Source organism: Microbacterium sp. LWH11-1.2 (genome assembly GCF_038397745.1).
Classification (GTDB): domain Bacteria; phylum Actinomycetota; class Actinomycetes; order Actinomycetales; family Microbacteriaceae; genus Microbacterium.
Window position 1 is genome coordinate 3,097,803 of record NZ_CP151636.1, and the last position, 23,796, is coordinate 3,121,598.

The following is a 23,796-nucleotide window of genomic DNA, read 5'->3' on the forward strand; positions in this document are numbered from 1 at the left end:
CGTGGCGGGGCGATCAGTTGATGAGCTCCAGGAAATGACTGACCTGAGCCTCGGTCGTACCGGCCGGGTTGCGGAGGAAACCGCCGTTCCCGGGCAGGAGCATGGTCAGCCAGAACGCCGCCCAGAGAGGCCGGTAGGCGAGCATCCGCTCCCGTTCATCCGCCGACAGCCCGACGGCAGTCGAGAGCGCGTCGGGATCGAACACATTACCCAGGCGCCCCGCGAGATGCTCGACATGATCGGCCAGATCATACGCCGGATCGGTGAGTCCGCCGTCTTCGAAGTCGACGAGGCGGCACGTGCGGCCGTCCCAGAGGATGTTCGCGGGATTGAGATCCGCGATTCCGAGCCCGACGAGTCGTGGGGTCGGGAGGACATCGGGCTGGCTCAGCCAGTCGTGCGCGGCCGCGATGCCGTCGGCGACCCGAACGGCATCCTGGCAAGGGGAGAGGTCGTACGTGTCGCTCAGCCACGCATCGAGCGCCTGCGGAAGTGTCGAAGGGCCGTAGCGGCGCTCGACGATCCCCGCGGCAGCGATGTCCTCGACGGGAATGTCGTAGAGTCGCCGCAGCGTCCGCCCGAGCGAAGACGTCTGCTCAGCAGTGAGCGGCTTGTCGCCGAGCGGCACGCCGGGTATCCGCTCCATGATCACCACGGGGTACTCGTCGTCAGTGGTCCGCTCCAAGGGCCGCGGGGTGATCCCCGGAACCTGTTCCCAGACGAGTTGCAGACAGCGCCACTCACGATCGGCTTCGCCGTCTGCCCAGCTCAGAAACCTCTTACGAACCACCGTGTCGGTGATCTGCAGATCGTGCGTGTGGGAAGGCATACCGCACAGCCTAGGAGAGGCCATCGCTGTGCTCCTCGCGCTCTGCACCGGCCGGCGCATGGTGATCGAGGAGAGACGGAGGAGCTCGCACCATTCGCAATCTGACATAATGTGCATTATCGGCTTATGCTCGCGGACGCGCGATGAGGCCGATCGCTAGGCTTCGTCATGTGACTCCACGCAACGTCGAGATCGCCTGGGAAGCCGCGCGACACGCGAATCAGCAGAACTGGGATGATCGGGTTCCGCTGCACCAAGCGGCATACGGGCTCGAGGCCTATGACGACCCGACGTATCTCAGCGACGTCGTGCGACACGATCTTCCCGTCCTCGAGTCGTTCCTGTCATCTGGGAGCGTCTCCGGTCTGGATGTGTGCCACCTGCAGTGCCACATCGGGACAGACACGGTCTCACTGGCTCGCGCGGGCGCCACAGTCACCGGAGTGGACTTCTCACGGCCCGCCCTCCGTGCCGCTGCGGAGCTCGCGAATCGTACGGGCACATCCGCCACCTGGGTGGAGACGGATGTGCTCGACGCCCGAAACGTCGTCGAAGGTCACTTCGACGTGGTCTACACGAGCATCGGGACGATCACATGGCTGGCGGATCTGGATCGGTGGGCCAAGCAGATCGCCGCTCTGCTTCGCCCGGGCGGCACCTTCTTCATCCGCGACGGGCACCCGTCGCTCTACGCCTTGGACGAGGAAGCCACGTCACTGACGATTCGCTACCCGTACTTCGGCGATGGCCGAGCTCAGCAATGGGATGACGCGTCCACCTACGCCGGAGACGGCACCGTGGCGCATCCGCGCACCTTCGAATGGCCGCATCCGCTGTCGGAGATCCTCGGTGCGCTGCTGCACGCCGGACTCCGCCTGCTCCATTTCGATGAAGGACGCACGTTGCCGTGGCAGTTCAGCCCTCGCATGGTCGAGGTCGACGGCGGCTGGGCGTGGTCCGATTCCGAACGCGACCTCGTGCCCTGCACGTACACGATCGTCACGCGTCGGGACTGAGACCCGCTCTCGGCAGTCAGTCCTTCGCACCGTAGAGGTGCTCGCGGAGGACACTCGCGGCTGCTCCCGCCGCGCTCTCCCCCGGCGCCGCATCGACTCCGGCGGTGAAGATGACATCTCCATGATCCGCGTACAGCGACCATTCGGCGGAGAAGACGTCGTTCCCACCGTCGTGCCAGTAGATGCGGCCGAGGTCCGGAACGTCCTGCACCACGAGTCCGTACCCGTAGAAGCTCGATCCGGCATCGTCCTCGGCGATGTGCGGCTGCTGAAGGCGGTCCAGTGACGCAGGCGAGAGCAGGCCGCCGCTCGTCAGCTCCTGGAGGAAGCGGACGAACGTGGGCGCCGTGGTGACCAGGCCGCCGTTGCCCACGAGGTTCCAGGAGACCTCATGCGCACCCCAACTCGCTTCGCGAACGCTCTCGCCGCTCGTGGAGCGCATCGACAGCTCATCGACGTACTCCGACAGGTACCCGATGCCACCGATCCCCGCGGGGGCCAGAACCTCATCCCGCAGGTACTCCTCGTAGGACTTGCCGCTGCGCACCTCGATGATGGCGGCGAGGATCGAGTAGCCGACGTTGGAGTAGGCATATCTCGTACCCGGGATCTCGATCGACGGCGATGCGAACGCGCGTCTCAGCAACTCGTCTCGATCGATCTGCTCGAAGTCGTCACCGACCGATTCGGGCAGGCCGCTGCTGTGCGTCAGCAACTGCTCGACGGTGATGTCCGACTTGTCGTCAGGCACACCGGAGAAGATCTCCGCCAGCTTCTCGTCGAGACGGACGCCGGACTGATCGACGAGCTTCGAGATGGCCACGGCGGTGACCGTCTTCGTGATCGAGCCGATGTCGACCAACGTCTTCTCGGCCGGGATGCTGTCGTCCTGCAGTGCACCGAACTCTCGCACCGCAACCGGCGCCCCCTCCACCGACACGGCGGTGACCACCGAGGCGTCAGCGCGGTCCAGCGCACCGTAGGCCGCTTCGAGGTCGCTCAGGCTCGAAGGTGAAGACGCGTCAGGCGCCGGCGCGCTCGCGCACCCCGTGATGGCGAGCACGAGAACGGTGAGCGAGAGACCTCTGACGAGACGGGACACGTCCCGATGCTAGATCGGGACGACGCCCGCTGCGGAACTCATAGCAACATGAGAACGACCTCGGGGGCAGCCCATAGGTGCGATGGCTGTCACGCCCCGACGTACTCTGCCAGGTGCTCCCCCGTCAACGTCGTTCTTTGGGATACCAAATCCGCGGGTATGCCCTCGAAGACCACTGTGCCTCCGTCGTGGCCCGCGCCCGGACCGATGTCGATGATCCAGTCGGCGTGCGCCATCACGGCCTGGTGATGCTCGATCACGATCACGGTCTTCCCCGAGTCGACGAGCCGATCGAGAAGACCGAGGATCTTATCGACATCGGCCAGATGAAGACCCGTGGTGGGCTCGTCGAGCACGTAGATGTCGCCCTTCTCCCCCATCTGGATGGCCAGCTTGATCCTCTGCCGCTCTCCCCCGGACAACGTCGACAACGGCTGGCCGAGTGACAGGTATCCGAGTCCGACGTCGTCCAGACGGCCCAGGATCGCGGTCACCGCCGGGATCTTGGCCTCGCCCTCGGAGAAGAAGACCCTCGCCTCCGAAACCGGCAGGTCCAGCACCTCGGTGATGTCCTTGCCGGCCAGCTTGTATTCCAGGACGCTCGCCTGGAACCGCTTGCCGCCGCAGTCCTCGCAGGGCGTCTCGATGGTGTCCATGAAGCCGAGTTCGGTGATGATGACCCCGGCGCCCTTGCAGGTCGGACACGCTCCCTCGGAGTTCGCGCTGAACAGAGCCGGCTTGACGCCGTTAACCTTGGCGAAGGCCTTGCGAATCGGCTCGAGCATGCCGGTGTACGTCGCCGGATTGCTCCGGCGAGAGCCCTTGATCGCTCCCTGGTCGATCGCCACCACACCGTCGCGACGCGAGACCGAACCGTGGATGAGCGAGCTCTTCCCCGACCCTGCGACCCCGGTCACGACCGTCAGCACTCCGGTCGGGATGTCGACGTCGACGTTCCGGAGGTTGTTCTCGGTGGCTCCGCGCACTTCGATCGCGCCGTCGCTCGCGCGCACGGATCCCTTCAACTGCGCGCGGTCCTCCAGATGATCGCCGGTACGCGTGCCGCTGGTCTTGAGCCCCTCGACCGTCCCCTCGAAGCAGATCTGTCCCCCGGCGCCGCCGGCTCCCGGCCCCAGGTCGATCACGTGATCGCCGATGGCGATGGTCTCGGGCTTGTGCTCGACGACGAGGACCGTGTTCCCCTTGTCGCGCAGCTTCAGCAGCAGGCTGTTCATCCGCTGGATGTCGTGCGGGTGCAGTCCGATCGTCGGCTCGTCGAACACATAGGTGACGTCGGTCAGAGAGGATCCGAGGTGGCGGAGCATCTTGATCCGCTGCGCCTCTCCCCCGGAGAGCGAGCCGGAGGGCCGCTCCAGACTGAGGTAGCCCAGTCCGAGCGTGACGAACGCGTCGAGGTTCGCGCTGAGAGCCTCGAGCAGCGGACCCGCTCCGGGCAGATCGAGTCCCCGCACCCACGCGGCGAGGTCCGTCACCTGCATCCGACACGCATCCGCGATGCTGACGCCCTCGATCTTCGACGAGCGAGCGCCCTCGGTGAGTCGCGTCCCATCGCACTCCGGGCAGACCGCGAAGGTCGCGACCCGTTCGACGAAAGCACGGATGTGGGGCTGCAGCGCGTCGAGGTCCTTCGACAGCATCGACTTGGTGATCTTCGGGATCAGGCCCTCATAGGTCATGTTGATGCCGGAGATCTTCACCTTCGTCACCTCCCCGTAGAGAAGGAGGTGGCGCTGCTTCTCGGTGAACTCCGCGATCGGCTTGTCGGCGGGATAGAAGCCCGACGCCGAGAAGCCCTTCACCATCCATCCGTCGGCGGTGTACCCGGGGACCATGATCGCTCCCTCGTCGAGCGACTTCGACTCGTCGACGATCTGGGCGAGGTCGAGGTCGGACACCGCTCCCCTGCCCTCGCAGCGCGGGCACATCCCGCCGAGGTAGATCGCGTCCTTCACGATCTTCTTCTCGCCTCCGGGCCCCGTCATCACGCCGCTCGCCCGCTGGGTCGGGATGTTGAAGGAGAACGCCGTCGGGCCTCCGATGTAGGGCGAGCCGAGCTTGCTGAAGAGGATGCGGAGCATCGCGTTCGCGTCGGTCACCGTGCCGACCGTCGAACGAGGGTTGGCGCCCAGGCGCTCCTGGTCGACGATGATGGCCGTGGTCAGCCCGTCGAGGACGTCGACGTCGGGTCGAGGCACCGACGGCATGAACCCCTGCACGAACGCGCTGTACGTCTCGTCGATCATGCGCCGGGACTCGGCGGCGATCGTGTCGAACACGAGCGAGCTCTTGCCGGACCCGGAGACGCCCGTGAACACCGTGAGGCGGCGCTTCGGGATGTCGACGCTGACGTCTTTCAGATTGTTCTCGCGCGCGCCCTGCACGCGGATCAGGTCGTGGGTGTCTGCGGGATGCTCGGCGGCGGTCATCGGCGTCCTTCGTTGTCGTGGCTGATCGGTCAGCCGGCCTGATTGATACGGAGCAGATTTCCTGCCGGGTCGCGGAAGGCGCAGTCGCGCACCCCGTACGGCTGATCCATCGGCTCCTGGACGACGTCGGCGCCTCCTTCGACCAGGCGCTCGAACAGCCCGTCGAGATCGTCGCTCGCGAGTGTCAGCGCACCGTAGCTGCCCTTCGCGATGAGTTCCAGGATGGTCTGCCGCTCCGTGTCGGTGATGCCGGGGTCGGTGGCCGGCGGATGGAGGACGATCGAGGTCTCGGGCTGGCCGGCAGGACCGACGGTGAGCCAGCGGAGGCCGTCGTACCCGACGTCGTTGCGCACCTCGAAGCCGAGGGTGTCTCGGTAGAACCCGAGAGCCGCATCGGCGTCGGTGTGCGGGAGGAAGGCGTAGTGGATGCTGATGTTCATGGTGTTCACGCTAGATGCGCATCGGTGCGCGGTGCTTCTTGATTCCTGATCGGTCTGGTCACGTGCTTGGCCTGGAAGGACGGGATGCCGTCGACGTTGGCGGCGCGTTCACGGTACACCCGGGGTGAGACACCGACCAGCTCCGTGAACCTGGTGCTGAAGGTTCCGAGCGACGAGCATCCGACTTCGAAGCACACCTCGGTCACCGTCAGGTCCCCGCGTCGCAGCAGGGCCATCGCCCGCTCGATGCGCCGGGTCATGAGATACGAGTAGGGCGACTCCCCGTACGCCTCACGGAACTGGCGGCTCAGATGCCCGGCGGACATGTGCACTCCCCTGGCGAGCGCCTCCACGTCCAGCGGCCGCGCGTACTCGCGGTCGATGCGATCTCTCACCTTCCGCATCACGGCGAGCTCGCGCAGGCGGGCGTCATCCATGGCAGTCACGAGACGATCCTGCCACGTCACCAGGCGTCACGGGGTGACGTCCTGCGACGCGCGGTCGGAGCATCTTCCACAGGCGATCCTGAGAGCGCTACCCTGAGGGGCATCCCCACAGGATTCTCTCAGAAAGGGTCCACACCATGTCCGAAACACTCCCCGAAGCGAAGTCCCTGTTCAAGTCGATCCGTGTCGCGCTGGCCGTGTCCGGCGTCGTCGCGCTCATCGCCGGACTCGTCCTCCTGATCTGGCCGGTGAAGTCCGCGGTCATCGTGACGGCGATCTTCGCCACCTATCTGATCATCGCCGGCCTGGTCTACATCGGCCTCGGCATCTTCTCGGGCGCGAAGGGCGGATGGTCGCGCGTCGGTCACATCGTGCTCGGTCTCGTCTACATCGTCGCCGGTGTGATCGCGTACGCCAACCTCGGCGCGGCAGCCGCGACTCTCGCATTCGTCGTCGTCATCTTCATCGGCATCAGCTGGATCGTGGACGGCGTGGTCTCCCTGTCGCTCCTCGGCCGCGACGGCTCCCGCGTGTGGACGCTGCTCTACGCGCTGCTGAGCATCATCGCCGGCATCATCGTGCTGTTCTCGCCGATCATCGCCGGCCTCGCGTTCTGGCTGCTGCTCGGCATCTCGCTCGTCGCGCTCGGCATCGTGCAGATCGTGCGCGCGATCACCCTCGGCAAGGACGAGAAGGCCTTCACCGCCGCGCAGGAAGGCGCTCCGGCCTGACCGACCAGAAGACACGGATCGGCCCCGCTCTGCGAGAAGCAGAACGGGGCCGATCGCCGTTCAGAGAGGTCCTACTCGGCGGCGAATGCGCTGACGTCGCCGACGAGCCTGGTGTTGTCGGCCGGCACAGGGTCGACCGCGGCCTTGGCCACCTCGGCCGCAAACTCCGAGACGTTGTAGAGCTTGCCTGCCGACTCGCGGCGCTCCGCGATCGCACCGGGGTTGGCGCGCTCGAGAAGCGTCGCCGTGATCGTTCCCTCGATCATGTCGCCGGACACGACGGTGAAGCCGATGCCCTTCTCGGCGAGGCCGGGGATGAGCTCACGGAGCGCGTCCTCCCCCGCACGCTTCGAGAGCGCGACGGGCTCGTACTCGGGCATCGTCGGCGTGGTGCGGATGAAGTGCGCCTGGTGGCTGGTGACGAACACCACGCGAGCGCCCTCGCCGAGCAGCGGCGTCGCCGCGTTCAGCACGTTGAGCTGCGCGTCGCGGTTCAGGGTGAGGGCGTAGTCCTCGGCCATCCCCGATTCCATGCCTCCGGAGGCGTTCAGCACCAGGACATCGAGCCGGCCGTACTCGGCGCGGATCGCGTCGAACATCTCGGCGACGGATGCCGGATCGGTGAGGTCGGCGCCGACGACGAGAGCGCGACGGCCGAGCTCGCGCAGTTGCGCGGCGAGCTTCTCGGCTCGGGGCGCCTTGTTGCGGAAGTTGATGACGACGTCAGCGCCGGCCTCGGCGAGGTAGCGCACCGTGTCGGCGCCGATCCCCCGCGATGAGCCGGTGACAAGGGCGACCTTGCCGTCGAGAGATCCTGCGGGAAGAACGTCGGTCACGATGACTCCTGGAGATGGGTGAGAAGCCGTGATCGCACGGCTCTCACACACTATCAATCCGGCTCGGCGACTCCCGAGAGCGTCGACGGCGCGTGATAGGTTGACCGCAAAGGAGGCCGCATGAACGACTTCTCTGTCTTCATCGAACTGATCGACAACTGGGCGTGGATCGGTTGGCTGGTCCTGATCGCACTCTTCCTCGTGATCGAGATGCTGACGCTCGACTTCACCTTTCTCATGCTGAGCTTCGGCAGCGCGATCGGCCTCGTCAGCGATCTCGTGGGGTTGCCCATCTGGGCTCAGGTTCTCATCGCGGCCGCAGCCGCCGCCCTGTTCATCCTCTTCCTGCGGCCGCCACTGCTGAAGCGGCTGCGGCGCGGGGAAGATCCGACGAAGTCGAACGTCGACGCGCTGATCGACCTGCGCGGCGTCGCTCTGCACGACATCACCCAGATCTCCGGCCAGGTCAAGCTCAGCAACGGCGACACCTGGACCGCCCGCACATCCACCTCAGTGCCGATCCCCCAGGGCTCACCGGTCGCGGTCACCGCGATCAACGGGGCAACCGCCACCGTCCGTCCCGTCAATGACTAGGAGAAACACATGAACGACTCCTCGTTCATCCCCGCCGCCATCGGCTGGATACTCGTCATCGCGGTGATCATCTTCGTGGTGGTCACCCTCGCGCGCTCGATCCGGATCATCCCGCAGGCGACAGCCGGTGTCGTGGAGCGGCTCGGCCGGTACCACAAGACCCTCATGCCGGGTCTGAACCTCCTGGTCCCCTTCATCGACCGGCTCCGCCCCCTCATCGACATGCGCGAGCAGGTCGTCTCGTTCCCGCCGCAGCCGGTGATCACCGAGGACAACCTCGTCGTCTCCATCGACACCGTCGTCTACTTCCAGGTGACCGACGCCCGCGCCGCGACCTACGAGATCGCGAACTACCTCGGCGCGGTCGAGCAGCTCACCACCACGACGCTGCGAAACGTCGTCGGTGGTCTGAACCTCGAAGAGGCTCTCACCAGCCGCGACAACATCAACGGCCAGCTGCGCGTCGTGCTCGACGAGGCGACCGGCAAGTGGGGCATCCGCGTCGGCCGCGTCGAGCTGAAGGCCATCGACCCGCCGATCTCCATCCAGGACTCGATGGAGAAGCAGATGCGCGCCGAGCGTGACCGCCGTGCCGCTATCCTCACGGCAGAGGGAACCAAGCAGTCCGCGATCCTCGAAGCAGAAGGTGCGCGTCAGGCCGAGATCCTCCGCGCCGAGGGCGACAAGCAGGCCGCGGTGCTCCGCGCGCAGGGTGAGGCCGAGGCGATCCAGAACGTCTTCACGGCGATCCACCAGGGCGCTCCGGACGACAAGCTCCTCGCGTACCAGTACCTGCAGATGCTGCCGAAGATCAGCGAAGGCCAGTCGAACAAGCTGTGGATCATCCCGAGCGAGCTCACCGAGGCGCTGAAGGGCATCGGCAGCGCATTCACGCCGAAGCCCGGCCAGGGCCCGACCAACACGCTCCCGGGCGCGTGACGCACCCGTACTTCTCGAAGGCACGGCATCCCCGAGTCCTCGCCCACCGCGGTCTGATCACCGCGGCGGGCGAGGATTCCGGCGTGTGGGAGAACACGGCGGCGTCCTTCGCCGCCGCGCACGCCGCCGGTGCCGACTACATCGAGACGGACTGCCAGGTGACTGCCGACGGCGATGTGGTGCTCTTCCACGATGCGACGCTCGAACGCCTCCTCGGGGATCGCCGCGCGGTGCGGGAGGTGCGCACGAGAGAGCTCCGCAGCGTCTTCGCCGACCACGGCGGTCTGCTCACGGTCGCAGAGGCGCTCTCCTCGTTCCCGCAGATCCGGTTCAACATCGACGTGAAGACGGATGCCGCCACGGGGCTTCTGGGCCCGATCCTCGCGGACCACACCCACCGGGTACTCGTCACGAGCTTCTCCGACGCTCACCGTCGCGCCACGATCGCCGCCGTCATGGGAGCGGGAGCCTCACTCCGGCCTGCCACGTCGGGCGGAAGCCGCACCATCGCCGCATTGCGTGCGCTGTCATCCCTGCGCCTCTCCCCCGCCCGGGTCCTCCGCGAGATCGATGCGCTGCAGATCCCGGAACGGCACGGCGCGCTCACGGTGCTTACCCCGCACCTCCTGCGTGCCGCGCACCGCTCCGGCGTCGAGGTGCACGTCTGGACGGTCAACGATCCGGCGGAGATGCAGCGCCTCGTGAGTCTCGGCGTCGACGGCGTCGTCTCCGATCGCGCCGACGTCGCCCTGGCCGCTCTCCACCCCGCCGAAGGCTCTCGACGCGCTCTATAACCTCCTCCGCTGGGATTACGCTGTGAATCCCGCCGGGAAACCGCCCGCGTGGAGCAGGCGCACAGGCTGGAGCGTTATACCTGACAGCGACGAGAGGACCACAAAATGGCAGATCGCAGCCTGCGCGGCATCCGACTCGGCGCCCAGAGCCTACAGAGCGAAGAGGGCGTCGTTTTCATGGAACGCCGCGAGACCCAATACTCCTGTGACACGTGCGGACACGTCACGAACCTGATGTTCGCGGCCGACGCCGAGCCGCCGCAGACCTGGGAATGCCGCTCCTGCGGAGCGGACGCCCGCCTGAACGTCGACGGCCAGGCCGTCACGCTCGAGGTCACCGACGAGAAGGCCGCTCGCACCCACTGGGACATGCTGATGGAGCGTCGCACCCGCGCCGAACTCGAGGAGCTCCTCGAGGAGCGTCTGGCCTTCATCCGCGCCCGCCGCGGTGCCGGCGAAGACCCGACCCGCGAGAAGATCGGGGCCTGACGGCCTGACTCACGAAGCAGCAGGGCTCGAACGAGTCCTGCTGCTTCTGTGTGTGAGGCGCGTGCGGGTCACATCTCTTGGTCGCGCCTCCGCGTGCGCCACCACGCGACGAGGAGCGCGACCAGCCCGCCCCAGACCAGGAGCTGCTGCACCCAGGGTCCCAGGACGACACCGGCGGTCAGCCCGGTGCGCAACGAGACGTCCTCGAGCATCGCGCCCGCTTCTCCGGCATCCAGGCTCGTCACGGTCGATCCGTCGGGGCGGATGATCTGGCTCGTGCCGACCGTCGAGATGTTCACGACGCTGCGACCGGTCTCGATCGCACGCATCCGCGCGAAGGCCAGCTGCTGCAGATTCTCGTCGGTGCCGCGGAAGTCGGCGTTGTTCGTCTGGAACACCAGGACCTGAGCTCGGGCGTTGACGCCCTCGGTGATCACGTCGTCGTAGATCACGTCGAAGCAGATCGCGAGCCCGACGGCGACCCCGTCGACGTCGATGACAGGCGGATTCTCGCCTGGTGTGTACTCCCGCTGGATGAGCCCGATCAGGTCGGGGGCCAGGGCGTTGAAGAAGGCTCGATCCGGCACGTACTCGCCGAAGGGCACCGGATGACGCTTGTCGTGGAGCTGCGTCGCTCCCCCGGCATCCGTCCACAGCATCGACGTGTTGAAGTAGCGCTCATTCCGCCCGGTCGCCGCGTTCGCGAGCAGCGGCGCATCGATCCGGGTCGTGATGAGCGTCATCCGTCGGGCCAGCGCCTCGTTCTGGAACGGATCGGTGTCGAGCGACCCCTCCGGCCAGACCAGCAGGTCGACGTCCTCGCCGTAGAGCGGTGCGGTGGCATCGGTCTGCGCGTCGATCACCGAGAAGGGCTCGCGCTGATCGAAGTAGCCCGTGGGCCCGTTCCCCTGCACGGCGGCGATGCGCATCGAGCCGGCATCCGTCGTCGGGAAGAGCGGAGTGAAGAACAGGACGATCACGAGCGCGGCCGGCACGAGGAGTCGGAGCGGAGTCCGCCATGCCCGCAGCCGCACGATCTCGATCAGCATCGCCACCAGGAGCACCATGAGGAATCCGAGGCCGCTGACGCCGAGCCACGACGACAGCGGGGCCAGCGGGCTCTCCGCCTGGCTCATGCCGATGCGGGCCCACGGGAAGCCTCCGTAGGGGAAGGACCCGACGAAGACCTCGCGGCCGACCCAGAGGGCAGCGACCACCACCGGGAGGCCCACCAGGCGTCCCGCGGTCCCCGGGAACGCCCGGGGCATCCAGCGGTACGCCAGCGCCGTCAGGATCAGGGCCACCGCCGTGAGCCCTCCCTCGACCACGCTCAGCGCCGCCCAGGGTATCGGCCCCAGATAGCGCGAGGTGAAGGACACCAGGAGACCGAACAGCACGATCCCGTAGACGAGGCCGACCAGCAGGGCTCCTCCGGGACGCCGGCCGATGAGTGCGACGAGCAGAAGAGCAGTGGCAGGGAACGCGAGGATCCAGATCGCGGTCTCCGGGTAGGCCAGATTCATCAGGAACGCCGAGAGCGCCGCAGCGATCACAGCCACCCAGAGCGGCAGGAGAGGGCGCTGACGCGCAGGGGATTCAGACATCCCTCTCATTCTCACATCGACGAGTAGGCGACGATTCCGCGACGGACGCCGTCGAGCGCCGTGCGGGCCGTCCGTGCGAGCGCGCCGTCCTCCGCGACGATCGACAGCTGGTCGAGAAGATCGATCGTCTGCTTCGCCCAGCGCACGAAGTCGCCGGCCGCCATATCGGCATCGACGAGCACCCGATCGAGCATTCCGCCGCGGGCCCAGGAGTGCATCGCGCCGGCGAGGCCGGCGGCAAGAGGTTCGGAACCGGGCAGGTGATGATCCTTCTCGAGATCGTCGAGTTCAGCCCAGAGCGTCGTGGTCTTCTCATACGCCGCGCGGAACGCACCGCGTGGCAGTCCCCGCTCCCCCGAGTTCGCCTCGTCGCGTCGGGGCTCGTACACCAGGCAGCAGGCCATGGCGGCGAGCGAAGGGGCGTCGAGTCCGTTCCACAGCCCCTGGCGCAGCGACTCGGCGACGAGCAGATCGCGCTCCCCGTAGATGCGCCGCATCGTGCGCCCGGCCTCGGTCAACGCGGTCTCCCCGGATTCCTCGGAGAGGTAGTCCAGCGTATCGAGAACCTCCACCACGCGGTCGAACACGCGCGCGACGGTCCCGGTGCGCGTCTCGATCTGGCGCCGGGTGCGGTCGGTCTGGCGCCTGAGCTTCCAATAGCGCTCGGCCCAGCGGGCGTGCGCCTCCCGATCAGGGCAGCGGTGGCAGGGATGCCGCTGCATGGCGGTGCGCAGCGACTGGATGCGCTTCATCCGCTTGTCGCGGGAGGCGCGCGGTGCGCCGGAGTCCTGACGGTTCTTCTTCTCGAGGTCGCTGAGCTCGCGCCGGATCGCCGCATACTCGGGGAAATCTCCGTGCTCGCACGCCATCGACTTCTGATACCCGGCGAGGGACTCCTCGGCTTCCCGGACCTGACGTGCCAACCCGACGACCGAGCGGTCGGCCTGGAACTGGGCGAACGACGACTCGAGGATCTGCCGGGCGCGCGCTTTGCCGAACAGGTCGATCAGGTTGACCGCCATGTTGTACGTCGGGCGGAAGCTGGAGTTCAGCGGATACGTGCGACGCGATGCCAGAGCCGCCACGGCCTGGGGATCCATGCCCTCGGTCCACTGGACGACCGCGTGGCCCTCGACGTCGATCCCGCGACGGCCGGCGCGTCCGGTGAGCTGCGTGTACTCGCCCGAGGTGATCGCGACACGGGCCTCGCCGTTGAACTTCTCCATCTTCTCGAGCACCACGGTGCGCGCGGGCATGTTGATGCCCAGTGCCAGCGTCTCCGTGGCGAAGACGACCTTGACGAGCTTGAGACGGTAGAGCTCCTCGACGACCTCCTTGAAGGCGGGCAGGAGTCCGGCGTGGTGGGCGGCGACGCCCCGCTCCAGGTTCTCCAGCCAGTCCCAGTAGCCGAGGACGCCGAGATCCTCTTCCTGCAGCGACCGGGTGCGCTCCTCGACGATGGCGCGGATCTCCGCCTTCTCCTTCGGCGATGTCAGCCGGATGCCCGAGCGGCGCACCTGCTGCACCGCGGCGTCGCAGCCCACGCGGCTGAAGATGAAGAAGATCGCGGGCAGCAGGTTCGCCCGCTCGAGGAGCTTGATCACATCGGGGCGATCCATCCGCTCGATGCGGCGGACGTTCGAGGGACGCACCGGGCGCTGGCCACCACGCGGCGGTCGCTTCGCCTGTCGGCCGGCGTGCCGATTGCTGATGTACGACTGCGTCCGGCGATTGTTCTCGTAGTTCGAACCCGTGAAGGAGCGGATCCGCATCAGCTCCTGATTCACCTGCGCGGTCGCGATACCCGCGCGATCGTCGAAGAGCGGCAGCAGATCGTCCCGGACGAGCACGTGCTGTTCGAGCGGGACGGGCCGGATCTCCGAGACGATCACCTCGGTGTCGCCGCGCACGGTGTCGAGCCAGTCGCCGAACTCCTCGGCGTTCGACACGGTGGCGCTCAGCGAGACGAGCCGCACATGCTGCGGCAGGTGGATGATGACCTCTTCCCACACCGCGCCGCGGAACCGGTCGGCGAGGTAGTGGACTTCGTCCATCACCACGTAGCGCAGATCGCGGAGCGCCGCCGAGTCGGCGTAGATCATGTTGCGGAGCACTTCGGTGGTCATCACCACGATGCGAGCGTTGCCGTTGATGTTCGTGTCACCGGTGAGCAGGCCGACCTCGTCGGGGCCGTACACCTCGACGAGCTCTCGGAACTTCTGGTTCGACAGCGCCTTCATCGGCGTCGTGTAGAACGCCTTGTCGCTCGGCGTCTGCATCGCGAGGTGGATCGCGAACTCGCCGACGATGGTCTTCCCCGCGCCGGTCGGCGCCGCGACGAGCACGCTGCGGCCGGCCTCCAGAGCATGACAGCCGGCGACCTGGAACGGGTCGAGCTCGAACCTCTGACGCGCGGCGAACGCGTTCGTCGCCGGGTGCTCAGCGGCCTCTCGTGCGGCCGCGTAACGCTCGGACGGCGAACTCATACCGGGTCCGGCAGAAGCCCCGCTGCGGCGTCGCGCTTGCGCTTTCGGCGATCGAAGAGCAGGGAGAGCCCCGCGGCCGCGAAGAACAGGACGATGAGGATGCCGGCCAGCATCAGCATGCTGATCACGTCGGCTGCCGGAGTCGCCAGCGCCGCGAAGACCGTCGCGATGATGATCGCGATGCGCCATCCCTTGAGGATGGCTCGCCCGGACATCACACCGGCGAAGTTCAGCGCGACCAGGAAGACCGGGAGCACGAACGAGACGCCGATCACGATCATCAGCTTGAAGATGAAGTCGTAGTACTCCTGCGCCTGGTAGAAGTTCGTGCCGCCCTCGGGCGTGAATCCCCACATCAGCTCGATCACGTGCGGCATGATCACGATGCCGAGGTAGCACCCGGCGAAGAAGAGCGGTACGGCGGCGGCGATGAAGCCGATCGTGTACTTGATCTCCTTGCGGGTGAGCCCGGGCATGATGAACGCCCAGATCTGCCACAGCCACACGGGCGCGGAGATGAACAGGCCGATCGAGAAGGCGATCCGCATGCGCATGTCGAAAGCGGCGGTCACGGTGCCGAAGTTCAGCGCGCTGAAGTTGTCACCGCGCTTGTCCATGATGACGCGGATGGGTTCCGTGATCAGATGAATGACCGGATCGGCGATGATGAACGCGACCACCATGCCGACGACGAGCGCGAGCGCCGCGTACATCAGACGCTTGCGCAGTTCGACGAGATGTGCGCCCAGCGACATCCGCCGATCCCGATCCGCCTTCTGCTTCACGGTCGGTTCGATGGTTGCCACGGCCGGTCAGGCGCGAGGCGGAGTCTCAGGGTCGACGCCGGAGTCCTTCACCGTGGTGGGCTCGGCGACGACGGCGTCGGTGCGCGTCGCGTCCTCGTCCTTCATGGCCTTCATCTCGCCCTTGAAGACGCGGGCCGACTGGCCCATGCTCTTCGCGAGCGCCGGCAGCTTCGCAGCACCGAACAGAAGGAGGATCACGGCGAGCACGATGAGCAGGTGCCAGCCTTGCATTCCAGCGAACATGTCAGGATTCCCGTCTTCGGTAAGCTTTCGCCCCAGTCTACAGATCAATCCTCGTGATCGGGGCGGTGATAGAGCGCGAGTCCGGAAGCCGCCCATTCGCGGGTCGACGACCGTGCCACTCCGGGTTCCAGAACCTCCATGGCGCCGCCGAACCGTGCGGCGAGGCGCTTGATGCCACGCGGATCGGCCAGATGCACGTGCGCGGTGACCGAGCCGTCGACGGCTTCGAGCGTCGTGGCAGGCAGGAATCCGTTGAGCAGCGGGGCGAACCTCTCGGAGACGCGCACCGTCACCTCGCGCTCGTCGTCGAGACCGGCGAAGGGCTCGGGAACCTGATCCCCGCCGTGGGTGATCGGGATATCCGTGAGCTGGGGCTCGCTCACGCGATCCAGGTGGAACGTGCGCATCGCCTGGCGCAGATGGCACCAGCCCTGCAGGTACCACTGCGCGTTGGTGATCAGGATCTGCACCGGATCGACCGTGCGCGTCGTCGGCGCCGCATCCGGCGCCTGGTACGTGAACGAGATGGCGACGCCGTCCTGCAGCCCGCGTGCCACGACCTCACGCACCTCGTCGACCGCGCTCGGGGCCACCACGACATCGGCGGGCGCGTCGGCTGCGCCGCGCGACAGCTTGGAGATCAGCCCTGCGACGAGCCCGGAGTCGGAGACCGCGGGAACGGCCGCGACCATCTGCAGCCCGGCGAGCAGCGCCGCGGCCTCGCGCGCCGTGAATCGGGGAACCCGGCGGAGCGCGACATCGTTCGTGATCTCGATGACGTCCTCGAGATCGAGGAGGTCCCAGTTGATGTCGAACATCTCCTGCGGCTGCTGCCAGTATCCGGATTCGCCGGGCAGTCCGATGACCGTGAGCTTCTCGACCATGCCGCGCATCTCCTGCGGCGTGACGCCGAACTCCTCCGATGCCTCGGCGAGCGACACCTGGCCGTGCTCGAGCAGGTAGGGCACGAGGGTCAGGTAGAGCCGCACGCGATCAGCGGCGAGCAGGGGCTTGGGCTGGGCGCTCATCGTGCCTCCTCGCGATCGGCGTGGGCGTCGACGACGGCCTGAAGACGCGCGATGACGGCATCCCGCAGCGTCGCCGGCTCGACCACGCGCACCTCGGGCCCGTACGAGGCGAGCTCGTCGGCGAGGATGTGCAGGTCGACGAACGGCACCGTGATGCCCTGCGCAGCCGGCGTCGCACGCCGACCGAGCCGCAGGGCGGCCTCGGTGCCCGGCGTGACCTCCAGCAGCGCGGCGTTCTCCGCCGCGACACGGTCGAGTCCCGCGAGCGCACGCTCCCCCGCACCGTCGCGCAGCGACGGGTCGAAGGTGGTCGTCGTCACCTTCACATCGCCGACGATGCGGCTGAGCAGGAACATCCGGTCCTCGTCGATGTCGACATCCACGCCGAAGACGTGCCAGCGCGCTTCGTAGTCGACGAGCGCCAGCGGACGGATGCTGCGCCGACGCGGCACCGCCTCACCGGGCTTGAGGTAGTCGAAGACGACGACCCTGCTCTTCTCGATGGCGTCCTGCAGCGGCGCGAAGGCCGCATCGCGGGCGGTGATCCGAGGTGCGAACCCGATGATCGGCTCATCACCGTCGATGCCCAGTGCCCGGATCTTGCGCACGCCGGACTGCGCGTCACCGGACGCGGACTCAGCGCTCCAGACACTGCCCGCGAGACGGAGGACGGCCAGTTCGGCCGGGGTGAACTCGATGTCGGCGGGCAGATCGTATTCCGCCTGCGGAATGCGATAGCGCGCCTCGCGGAGGTCGTTCGGGTCGGCGGCGTCGCCGATCGTCTCGATCGGCACCCCGAGTGAACGCAGCTCCTCCTTGTCGCGCTCGAACATCTTCTCGAGGGCGTCCGACCGCGTGCCGGCATCGGCGCGCTGACGGTATCCCGAGACGTTGTCGAGGATCTGCTGCTTCGTGAGCCCGATCTCCGTGGCCATCAGCGCCACGACGAGATTCGTCAGGCGCTCCTCCGCGGGGATCCGGGCGGCCATCACTGCGTGGGCGCCGTCACTGCGCCCAGGATGTCGATGACGTAGACGATGGCCGCTGCACCCTCGGCGCCCGGGGTCACCACGAGGAGCTGGGAGCCGACGGTCTTGCCGACGAGCTCCTCGGCGACGGTCGGCACCGTCGACGCGAGGTCGCCGCTCGGGCCCTGTCCCCATGTGCTGTTGACGACGCTCTTGTCGTCCCAGTTGACCGCGGTCACGTTGACGAGCGGGATCTGATCGGCACCGACCTTCTCGCCGTCGCCCTTGATGAGGGTCTGCACGACCTGCTCCTTCGGCGCGGCGCTGTCGGGGACGATGATCCCTGGAGTGCCGTCTGCGGCGCGGACCACGGTCGGCATGCCCTGAGCGTCGTTGAACTGGAGCGAACCCTCGGCCTTGGACAGGAACACATCGAGCACGTCGATGACGAACACCATGTTGTCGTCGTCGGAGAGGCCGAGGCCGGACAGCGCCTCCTTGCCGAAGTCCTCCGGCGTGAGACCGGCGACGATGCGCGAACCCTCGGTCGCGCACTCGAATGCCTTGGCGAGCCCGGGCGACTGCGATGCCCAGTAGTCGGCGTTGGAGACCTGGCCCTTGTCCTCGTCATAGGCGGTCGCGTAGACCTTCTCGCCGGTCTCCCCGCTGAAGATCGAGAGCTCGACGGTGAGGGCCTGCTGGCCGTTGACGATCGTGCGGCCGTCTCCGACGGTGATGTCGGCGTAGGACGACTTCTTCAGGTGCAGCGGCGAGAAGACAGAGACGTCGGGGGCTGCGCCGAAGTCGCCTTCGACGGTGACCGCGTCCTGGATGTCGTTCGCGTCGGCGCTGCGATCGCACGCAGCACCGTCGTAGGAGGCCGACGCGGTGCAGCCCGTCAGGGCGAGGACGGCGAGGCTGAGGGAGGCCAGAACGGCGGACGTTTTACGCACGCGCTCCAGTCTATTCCGTCGCGTGCTCCGATTCGCGCGCAGCAGCAGCCAGGCGCGCCCCCTCGGCCGCCTTGCCGGCCTCTCTGGCGCGCTTGCGCAGATTCTTGTCGTTGATCTCGCGGTCACCGACGGCACCAGGGGTCCAGGCCTCCACGTCGTGGTCGCCGTAGCTGCTCTTCGATGCGCGGCGCTTGACCGACGGGGCCACCGCGCCGGGAGCGAGACGGCGGGCGGTCAGCAGGAAGCCGGTGTGCGCGACCATCCGGTGGTCCGGGCGCACCGCGAGCCCTTCGACGTGCCAGCCGCGCACCATGGTCTCGGACGCATCGGGGTCGGTGAAGAGCCCGGTTCCCCGGATGTACTCGGCGACGCGCGAGAGCTGGGTGGCCGTCGCGATGTAGCAGAGCACGACGCCACCGGGCGTCAGCGCCTCCGCCACGGCGTCGATGCACTCCCAGGGGGCGAGCATGTCGAGCACGACGCGGTCGACGGTTCCCGCCGGGGCCTCGGCGGGCAGGGATTCCACGAGGTCGCCGACGACGACGCGCCAGGTGTCGGGGTGCTCGCCGAAGAACGTCTCGACATTGCCGCGGGCGACGTCGGCGAAGTCGTCGCGTCGCTCGAACGAGATCAGCCGGCCGACCGGCCCGATCGCGCGGAGGAGCGACAGCGACAGCGCCCCGGAGCCGACCCCGGCCTCGACGACTGTGGCGCCGGGGAAGATGTCCGCCTGCATGACGATCTGCGCGGCATCCTTCGGATACACGATCGCGGCGCCGCGCGGCATCGACATCGCGAAGTCCCGCAGCAGCGGACGCAGGGCGAGATAGTCGTGCCCCGAGCTGTTCGCCACCACCGAGCCGTCCGGAAGACCGATGAGGTCACGGTGACGGAGCACACCCTGGTGCGTGTGCAGCTCGCCGTCCTCGCGGAGGGTCACGGTGTGGAGACGGCCCTTCGGACCCGTCAGCTGGACGCGATCACCCACGCGGAAGGGCCCACTCGGTCGCTGGGCAGCGGAATCCGTCATCGGGTGACCTCCGTCATCGCGCTCTTGGCGTCGAACAGGTCGCCGAGGTCCGACACGCCTCGCCCGGCGAGCGTCGGCCAGAGCTCGTGGGCTCCGAGATCGTCCAGCGGGACGATGTGCGGCACGCCGAGCGTCACGGCGCCGGAGGCGAGGCCCGCGCGCACTCCCGTCGGCGAATCCTCGATCACGACGACCTCGGTGATGTCGACGTCGAGAAGGGCGGCGGCCTGCAGGTACGGCTCGGGGTGCGGCTTGGGATTGTCGACGTCGTCTCCGGCGACGACGATGTCGAACGCCTCGAAGTCGATCAGGTCGACGACGTTCAGCGCCATCCTGCGGAGGGACATCGTGACCAGCCCGGTGGGGATGCCGGCGTCCCTGAGCTCAGCGAGAAGCTCGCGCGCGCCCGGTCGGAACGGGACGCCCTGGGTGCGCAGCGACTCCTGCACCACATCGGTCAGATGAGCGACGATCGCCTCCGGCTCCATCGCGACGCCCGCGTTCTGCAGGATGATCGCGCTGTCGATGAGGCCGCTCCCCACCAGTTGCAGAGCATCTTCATGGGTCCACGACCCACCGAAGGACTCCACCAGCGACGTCTCCGCCGCCATCCAGTACGGCTCGGTGTCGACCAGTGTTCCATCCATGTCCCAGAGGACTGCGCGGGGCTTTCTGCTCACTGAACCCATGCTAGCCCGGTGCCGCCCACATCCCGCCGCCGCGGACTAGCCTGGAGGGATACGTCCTCGATCTCGAAGGGAGCCCATGATGGATGTTCTCGGTTCACGCATCGTCATCGCCGCCTTCGACGGCTGGAACGACGCGGGCGAAGCAGCCAGTGGCGCCGTCGAGGCGCTGCGTTCGTCGTCGGAGTACGAGCTCGTGCATTCCGTCGACCCCGAGCTGTATTTCGACTACCAGTACACGCGACCGTCGACGCAGATGGATGCGGAGGGGCGCCGACAGCTCAAGTGGCCGGAGGCCGGCCTCTGGCGGCCGCGCGACCCCGGCCCAGGTCCCGAGTTCTGGCTGCTCACCGGCGTGGAGCCGGCGCGCACATGGCAGGCGTTCGCCTCGGAGTTCATCGACATCGCCCTGCGCGACGACATCACCGGACTCGTGACAATGGGCGCCATGCTGGCGGATGTTCCGCACACCCGCCCGATCTCGATCTTCGCCTCGAGCCAGAACGAGCAGGTGCGGGAGGCTCATGGCCTCGAGCGCTCGCTCTACGAGGGGCCGGTCGGCATCCTCAGCGTCTTCGAGCACTTCGCCGAGAGCGCGGGAATCCCGACCGCTGGTCTGTGGGCGAGCGTGCCCCACTACGTCGCCTCGGCCACGCCCTCCCCCAAGGTCACCCTCGCGCTCCTCGATCGCCTCGAGGAGCTCACCGGCGTCGACGTCGACCGACAGCACCTGCGCACGGAGGCGGCCACGTGGGAGGCGTCGATCGATGCCGCCGCATCCGAGGACGAGGACATGGCCGAGTACATCCGCCAGCTCGAGCGCACCCGCGACACCTGGGACTCCCCCGAGGCATCCGGCGATGCGATCGCGCAGGCGTTCGAACGCTACCTGCGCCGCCGGGGCGACGCCCCCGGCGATCACAAGCGCTGACGCGGCTCAGGCCGCGATCACTCCGGTGCCGAGCAGGATCAGCAGAACCGTGCCGAGCAGGATCCGGTAGATCACGAACGGCAGGAAGCTGCGCTTCGAGATGAAGTTCATGAAGAACGCGATGACGCCGAGCGCGACGACGAACGCGATGCCGGTCGCGGCCAGCGTGTCGCCGAACGAGAAGAACGAGGGCTCTCCCCAGCTCTTGAACACCTGATAGAAGCCGCTGCCGAAGACCGCCGGGATCGCGAGCAGGAAGGCGTATCGAGCCGCTGCGGCGCGCTCGTATCCGAGGAAGAGTCCCATCGTGATCGTGCCACCGGAGCGGGAGACGCCGGGGATCAGAGCGAGAGCCTGCGCGAATCCGAACGCGATGCCGTGCGGGTAGGTCAGGTCGCCGAGCTTGCGACGCTTGGCCCCGACGTGGTCGGCGACGCCGAGCAGGATGCCGAACACGATGAGCATGATCGCCACGATCCAGAGCGAGCGGAACACGGTCTCGATCTGATCCTGGAAGAACAGGCCGAGCACGACGATCGGGATGCTGCCGATGATGATCATCCAGCCCATCCGCGCGTCCGGGTCGCTGCGCGGAACGCGTCCCGCGAGCGAGCGGAACCACTGCGAGATGATGCGCACGATGTCACGCCAGAAGAAGACCACGACGGCTGCCTCGGTGCCGATCTGGGTGATCGCGGTGAACGCCGCCCCCGGGTCCTCCCCCGACGGCAGGAACGTGCCGAGGATGCGCAGGTGGGCGCTGGAGGAGATGGGCAGGAACTCGGTGAGTCCCTGGACGATGCCGAGGATGAGGGCTTCGAGCAGGTGCATGGAGGGCCTTCTGGTGAGGGGAGGGCGCGGAAGCGGGCGGGCTGCGGTCAGTACGTGCGCAGCAGATCGGCCAGCACCCGCTGGCCGAAGACAAGCGATTCTACGGGCACACGCTCGTCGACGCCGTGGAACATGCCCGTGAAGTCGAGGTCGGCCGGCAGCTTCAGCGGAGCGAACCCGTATCCCGTGATGCCGAGGTAGGCCAGCGCCTTGTTGTCGGTTCCGGCCCCCAGCAGATACGGGATCACGGGGACGCCGGGGTCGTGGCGGCCGATGCTCGCGACCATGGCCTCGACGAGCTCGCCCTCGAAGGGCGTCTCCATGCCGATGTCGCGCACGACCGTCTCGATGACGATCTCGTCGCCGACGATCTGCTGCAGCTCGGCCAGGACGTCGTCCTCGGTGCCGGGGATCACGCGCACGTCGATCAGCGCCTCGGCGCGCTCGGGGATCACGTTGTGCTTGTACCCCGCCGTCAGGGCCGTGGGGTTGGACGTGGTCCGGAAGGACGAGCGCAGGAAGGCCTCGGCGGGCCCGGCGGCTGCCGCGAGGGCGTCCGGGTCCTCGGCGCTGCGGCCCGTCAGGGCGCTGAGACCCGCGAGGAGAGCCTCGGTCGTCGGTGTGAGGCGGAGAGGCCACCGTGTGCGTCCGATGGCGGCGACCGCCTCGGCGAGCTTCGTGACCGCGTTGTCGTCGTGCAGACGGCTGCCGTGCCCCGCACGCCCCTTGGCCACAAGGCGGATCCAGATGAGGGCCTTCTCCCCCACCTGCAGCAGATAGGCGCGGCGGTCGTCGACCGTGATCGAGTAGCCACCTACCTCGCTGATGGCCGTGGTGGCGCCTTCGAACCACTCCGGACGGTTCTGCACGACCAGGGCCGACCCCTCGACGCCGCCGTTCTCCTCGTCGGCGAAGAACGCCAGCACGAGATCGCGCTCCGGCCGCTCCCCCGCTCGCAGGATGTCGGCGACGGCCGTGAGGATCATCGCGTTCATGTTCTTCATGTCGACGGCACCTCGGCCCCACAGCATCCCGTCCTGCACGAGGCCGGCGAACGGATCGACGCTCCAATCCTCGGCCATCGCGGGAACGACGTCCAGGTGACCGTGCACGACCAGGGCGGGCTTGCTGCTGTCGCGGCCCGGCACCCGCGCCATGACGTTGGTGCGGCGCGGGATCGGCTCGTAGTACTCGACCTCCAGCCCCAGAGCCTGGAGATACGCGCCGACGTACTCCGCCGCCTCCCGCTCCCCCTTGGCGTTGCCGCCGCCGAAGTTCGACGTGTCGAACCGGATCAGGTCGCTCGCGATGCGGACGACCTCGGGCAGAGAGGGATCGGTCATGACTCCCAGGCTACCGAAACGGCGAGCCACGCCCGGGCGTACGGCTCGGTTCGAAGCGCGCCGGATTACGTGCTAATCTCATTCTTCGGTCGGCAACGATCATCCAAAACCTGCGCGGGTGGCGGAATGGTAGACGCGCTACGTTGAGGTCGTAGTGCCCGTAAGGGCGTGGGGGTTCAAGTCCCCCTCCGCGCACAGGTAAGAAGAAGGCCCCTGATCCACGG

24 protein-coding genes and 1 tRNA gene are annotated in these 23,796 nt (G+C 67.5%); 8 read left to right on the plus strand and 17 right to left on the minus strand.

Annotated features, from left to right (window positions below; all coding sequences use genetic code 11):
• Window positions 1–13: 13 nt before the first annotated feature.
• Window positions 14–829: an aminoglycoside phosphotransferase family protein gene (locus tag MRBLWH11_RS15050; RefSeq protein ID WP_341945420.1), complete on the minus strand. Its 816-nt coding sequence runs from the start codon at window positions 827–829 to the stop codon at window positions 14–16.
• A gap of 170 nt (window positions 830–999) precedes the next feature.
• On the opposite strand from MRBLWH11_RS15050, the gene MRBLWH11_RS15055 reads away from it, so the two are divergent.
• Complete coding sequence (locus MRBLWH11_RS15055) at window positions 1,000–1,845, plus strand: class I SAM-dependent methyltransferase (RefSeq protein WP_341945421.1); 846 nt, start codon at window positions 1,000–1,002, stop codon at window positions 1,843–1,845.
• 16 nt (window positions 1,846–1,861) lie between these two features.
• On the opposite strand, the gene MRBLWH11_RS15060 is transcribed toward MRBLWH11_RS15055, so the two are convergent.
• The 4 genes from MRBLWH11_RS15060 to MRBLWH11_RS15075 all read right to left on the minus strand — a co-directional run bounded on the left by MRBLWH11_RS15060 (window position 1,862) and on the right by MRBLWH11_RS15075 (window position 6,271).
• Window positions 1,862–2,947, minus strand: coding sequence for a serine hydrolase domain-containing protein (locus MRBLWH11_RS15060; RefSeq protein WP_341945422.1), 1,086 nt, complete (start codon window positions 2,945–2,947; stop codon window positions 1,862–1,864).
• 89 nt (window positions 2,948–3,036) lie between these two features.
• Entirely contained in the window at window positions 3,037–5,394 is a 2,358-nt protein-coding gene (locus tag MRBLWH11_RS15065) for an excinuclease ABC subunit UvrA (RefSeq protein WP_341945423.1), read from the minus strand.
• 29 nt (window positions 5,395–5,423) lie between these two features.
• A complete protein-coding gene (locus MRBLWH11_RS15070; protein ID WP_116635400.1) occupies window positions 5,424–5,834 on the minus strand; it encodes a VOC family protein in 411 nt (136 codons plus the stop codon).
• A 5-nt stretch (window positions 5,835–5,839) separates the two neighbouring features.
• A complete protein-coding gene (locus MRBLWH11_RS15075) occupies window positions 5,840–6,271 on the minus strand; it encodes a helix-turn-helix transcriptional regulator (protein WP_207769954.1) in 432 nt (143 codons plus the stop codon).
• A 146-nt stretch (window positions 6,272–6,417) separates the two neighbouring features.
• Between MRBLWH11_RS15075 and MRBLWH11_RS15080 the strand changes: the two genes are divergently transcribed.
• Complete coding sequence (locus tag MRBLWH11_RS15080; protein WP_341945424.1) at window positions 6,418–7,011, plus strand: DUF308 domain-containing protein; 594 nt, start codon at window positions 6,418–6,420, stop codon at window positions 7,009–7,011.
• Window positions 7,012–7,082: 71 nt separating this feature from the next.
• Here the strand turns inward: MRBLWH11_RS15080 and MRBLWH11_RS15085 are convergent, their stop codons facing one another.
• On the minus strand, window positions 7,083–7,847 hold the full coding sequence (locus MRBLWH11_RS15085; protein ID WP_116634979.1) for an SDR family oxidoreductase: 765 nt from the start codon (window positions 7,845–7,847) through the stop codon (window positions 7,083–7,085).
• A 120-nt stretch (window positions 7,848–7,967) separates the two neighbouring features.
• Between MRBLWH11_RS15085 and MRBLWH11_RS15090 the strand changes: the two genes are divergently transcribed.
• The 4 genes from MRBLWH11_RS15090 to MRBLWH11_RS15105 all read left to right on the plus strand — a co-directional run bounded on the left by MRBLWH11_RS15090 (window position 7,968) and on the right by MRBLWH11_RS15105 (window position 10,663).
• On the plus strand, window positions 7,968–8,441 hold the full coding sequence (locus MRBLWH11_RS15090) for an NfeD family protein (RefSeq protein ID WP_116634980.1): 474 nt from the start codon (window positions 7,968–7,970) through the stop codon (window positions 8,439–8,441).
• A 9-nt stretch (window positions 8,442–8,450) separates the two neighbouring features.
• The gene (locus MRBLWH11_RS15095; protein ID WP_341945425.1) at window positions 8,451–9,380 is read left to right on the plus strand and encodes an SPFH domain-containing protein; all 930 of its coding nucleotides are present in this window, start codon (window positions 8,451–8,453) and stop codon (window positions 9,378–9,380) included.
• Window positions 9,377–10,174 carry a glycerophosphodiester phosphodiesterase family protein gene (locus tag MRBLWH11_RS15100; RefSeq protein ID WP_341945426.1) on the plus strand — a complete coding sequence of 266 codons (798 nt, stop codon included), beginning with the start codon at window positions 9,377–9,379 and terminating at the stop codon, window positions 10,172–10,174. Before MRBLWH11_RS15095 ends, MRBLWH11_RS15100 begins: the two co-directional genes overlap by 4 nt.
• A 105-nt stretch (window positions 10,175–10,279) precedes the next feature.
• Complete coding sequence (locus MRBLWH11_RS15105) at window positions 10,280–10,663, plus strand: RNA polymerase-binding protein RbpA (RefSeq protein WP_116634983.1); 384 nt, start codon at window positions 10,280–10,282, stop codon at window positions 10,661–10,663.
• Window positions 10,664–10,731: 68 nt separating this feature from the next.
• On the opposite strand, the gene lnt is transcribed toward MRBLWH11_RS15105, so the two are convergent.
• Genes lnt through MRBLWH11_RS15150 form a run of 9 tightly spaced genes read right to left on the minus strand, consistent with a single transcriptional unit; the run spans window position 10,732 to window position 20,461 of the window.
• Window positions 10,732–12,267, minus strand: a complete 1,536-nt coding sequence (lnt, locus tag MRBLWH11_RS15110) for an apolipoprotein N-acyltransferase (protein WP_341945427.1) — start codon at window positions 12,265–12,267, stop codon at window positions 10,732–10,734.
• Window positions 12,268–12,278: 11 nt separating this feature from the next.
• Window positions 12,279–14,753: a DEAD/DEAH box helicase gene (locus MRBLWH11_RS15115; protein WP_341945428.1), complete on the minus strand. Its 2,475-nt coding sequence runs from the start codon at window positions 14,751–14,753 to the stop codon at window positions 12,279–12,281.
• A complete protein-coding gene (gene tatC / locus MRBLWH11_RS15120) occupies window positions 14,750–15,508 on the minus strand; it encodes a twin-arginine translocase subunit TatC (RefSeq protein ID WP_116635401.1) in 759 nt (252 codons plus the stop codon). The genes MRBLWH11_RS15115 and tatC overlap by 4 nt, the downstream gene beginning before the upstream one ends.
• A gap of 57 nt (window positions 15,509–15,565) precedes the next feature.
• Window positions 15,566–15,802, minus strand: coding sequence for a twin-arginine translocase TatA/TatE family subunit (tatA, locus tag MRBLWH11_RS15125; protein ID WP_116634986.1), 237 nt, complete (start codon window positions 15,800–15,802; stop codon window positions 15,566–15,568).
• A gap of 44 nt (window positions 15,803–15,846) precedes the next feature.
• The gene (locus MRBLWH11_RS15130; protein ID WP_116634987.1) at window positions 15,847–16,830 is read right to left on the minus strand and encodes a WYL domain-containing protein; all 984 of its coding nucleotides are present in this window, start codon (window positions 16,828–16,830) and stop codon (window positions 15,847–15,849) included.
• A complete protein-coding gene (locus MRBLWH11_RS15135) occupies window positions 16,827–17,819 on the minus strand; it encodes a WYL domain-containing protein (RefSeq protein WP_116634988.1) in 993 nt (330 codons plus the stop codon). Before MRBLWH11_RS15135 ends, MRBLWH11_RS15130 begins: the two co-directional genes overlap by 4 nt.
• Entirely contained in the window at window positions 17,819–18,751 is a 933-nt protein-coding gene (locus MRBLWH11_RS15140) for a hypothetical protein (protein ID WP_116634989.1), read from the minus strand. The genes MRBLWH11_RS15135 and MRBLWH11_RS15140 overlap by 1 nt, the downstream gene beginning before the upstream one ends.
• 10 nt (window positions 18,752–18,761) lie before the next feature.
• Window positions 18,762–19,781, minus strand: a complete 1,020-nt coding sequence (locus tag MRBLWH11_RS15145; RefSeq protein WP_341945429.1) for a tRNA (adenine-N1)-methyltransferase — start codon at window positions 19,779–19,781, stop codon at window positions 18,762–18,764.
• A complete protein-coding gene (locus MRBLWH11_RS15150; RefSeq protein WP_279303206.1) occupies window positions 19,778–20,461 on the minus strand; it encodes an HAD family phosphatase in 684 nt (227 codons plus the stop codon). The genes MRBLWH11_RS15145 and MRBLWH11_RS15150 overlap by 4 nt, the downstream gene beginning before the upstream one ends.
• An 88-nt stretch (window positions 20,462–20,549) precedes the next feature.
• Here MRBLWH11_RS15150 and MRBLWH11_RS15155 point away from each other — a divergent pair, with 88 nt between their 5' ends.
• The gene (locus MRBLWH11_RS15155) at window positions 20,550–21,398 is read left to right on the plus strand and encodes a PAC2 family protein (protein WP_116635402.1); all 849 of its coding nucleotides are present in this window, start codon (window positions 20,550–20,552) and stop codon (window positions 21,396–21,398) included.
• Window positions 21,399–21,404: 6 nt separating this feature from the next.
• Here MRBLWH11_RS15155 and MRBLWH11_RS15160 read toward each other — a convergent pair whose 3' ends face one another.
• A complete protein-coding gene (locus MRBLWH11_RS15160) occupies window positions 21,405–22,229 on the minus strand; it encodes an undecaprenyl-diphosphate phosphatase (RefSeq protein ID WP_116634992.1) in 825 nt (274 codons plus the stop codon).
• A 47-nt stretch (window positions 22,230–22,276) separates the two neighbouring features.
• The gene (locus MRBLWH11_RS15165; protein ID WP_116634993.1) at window positions 22,277–23,572 is read right to left on the minus strand and encodes a M20/M25/M40 family metallo-hydrolase; all 1,296 of its coding nucleotides are present in this window, start codon (window positions 23,570–23,572) and stop codon (window positions 22,277–22,279) included.
• A 112-nt stretch (window positions 23,573–23,684) separates the two neighbouring features.
• On the opposite strand from MRBLWH11_RS15165, the gene MRBLWH11_RS15170 reads away from it, so the two are divergent.
• Window positions 23,685–23,767: transfer RNA gene (locus MRBLWH11_RS15170), tRNA-Leu, on the plus strand.
• Window positions 23,768–23,796 lie beyond the last annotated feature (29 nt).

Excerpts from the sequence above, each read along its gene's own strand:
- MRBLWH11_RS15105 (WP_116634983.1), top strand. The coding sequence starts at position 10,280 with ATGGCAGATCGCAGCCTGCGCGGCATCCGACTCGGCGCCCAGAGCCTA.
- MRBLWH11_RS15155 (WP_116635402.1), top strand. The coding sequence starts at position 20,550 with ATGGATGTTCTCGGTTCACGCATCGTCATCGCCGCCTTCGACGGCTGG.
- MRBLWH11_RS15130 (WP_116634987.1), bottom strand. The coding sequence starts at position 16,830 with ATGAGCGCCCAGCCCAAGCCCCTGCTCGCCGCTGATCGCGTGCGGCTC.
- MRBLWH11_RS15135 (WP_116634988.1), bottom strand. The coding sequence starts at position 17,819 with ATGGCCGCCCGGATCCCCGCGGAGGAGCGCCTGACGAATCTCGTCGTG.
- tatC (WP_116635401.1), bottom strand. The coding sequence starts at position 15,508 with ATGTCGCTGGGCGCACATCTCGTCGAACTGCGCAAGCGTCTGATGTAC.
- MRBLWH11_RS15065 (WP_341945423.1), bottom strand. The coding sequence starts at position 5,394 with ATGACCGCCGCCGAGCATCCCGCAGACACCCACGACCTGATCCGCGTG.
- MRBLWH11_RS15165 (WP_116634993.1), bottom strand. The coding sequence starts at position 23,572 with ATGACCGATCCCTCTCTGCCCGAGGTCGTCCGCATCGCGAGCGACCTG.
- MRBLWH11_RS15075 (WP_207769954.1), bottom strand. The coding sequence starts at position 6,271 with ATGGATGACGCCCGCCTGCGCGAGCTCGCCGTGATGCGGAAGGTGAGA.
- MRBLWH11_RS15145 (WP_341945429.1), bottom strand. The coding sequence starts at position 19,781 with ATGACGGATTCCGCTGCCCAGCGACCGAGTGGGCCCTTCCGCGTGGGT.
- MRBLWH11_RS15050 (WP_341945420.1), bottom strand. The coding sequence starts at position 829 with ATGCCTTCCCACACGCACGATCTGCAGATCACCGACACGGTGGTTCGT.
- MRBLWH11_RS15095 (WP_341945425.1), top strand. The coding sequence starts at position 8,451 with ATGAACGACTCCTCGTTCATCCCCGCCGCCATCGGCTGGATACTCGTC.
- lnt (WP_341945427.1), bottom strand. The coding sequence starts at position 12,267 with ATGTCTGAATCCCCTGCGCGTCAGCGCCCTCTCCTGCCGCTCTGGGTG.
- MRBLWH11_RS15115 (WP_341945428.1), bottom strand. The coding sequence starts at position 14,753 with ATGAGTTCGCCGTCCGAGCGTTACGCGGCCGCACGAGAGGCCGCTGAG.
- MRBLWH11_RS15090 (WP_116634980.1), top strand. The coding sequence starts at position 7,968 with ATGAACGACTTCTCTGTCTTCATCGAACTGATCGACAACTGGGCGTGG.
- MRBLWH11_RS15070 (WP_116635400.1), bottom strand. The coding sequence starts at position 5,834 with ATGAACATCAGCATCCACTACGCCTTCCTCCCGCACACCGACGCCGAT.
- tatA (WP_116634986.1), bottom strand. The coding sequence starts at position 15,802 with ATGTTCGCTGGAATGCAAGGCTGGCACCTGCTCATCGTGCTCGCCGTG.
- MRBLWH11_RS15080 (WP_341945424.1), top strand. The coding sequence starts at position 6,418 with ATGTCCGAAACACTCCCCGAAGCGAAGTCCCTGTTCAAGTCGATCCGT.
- MRBLWH11_RS15160 (WP_116634992.1), bottom strand. The coding sequence starts at position 22,229 with ATGCACCTGCTCGAAGCCCTCATCCTCGGCATCGTCCAGGGACTCACC.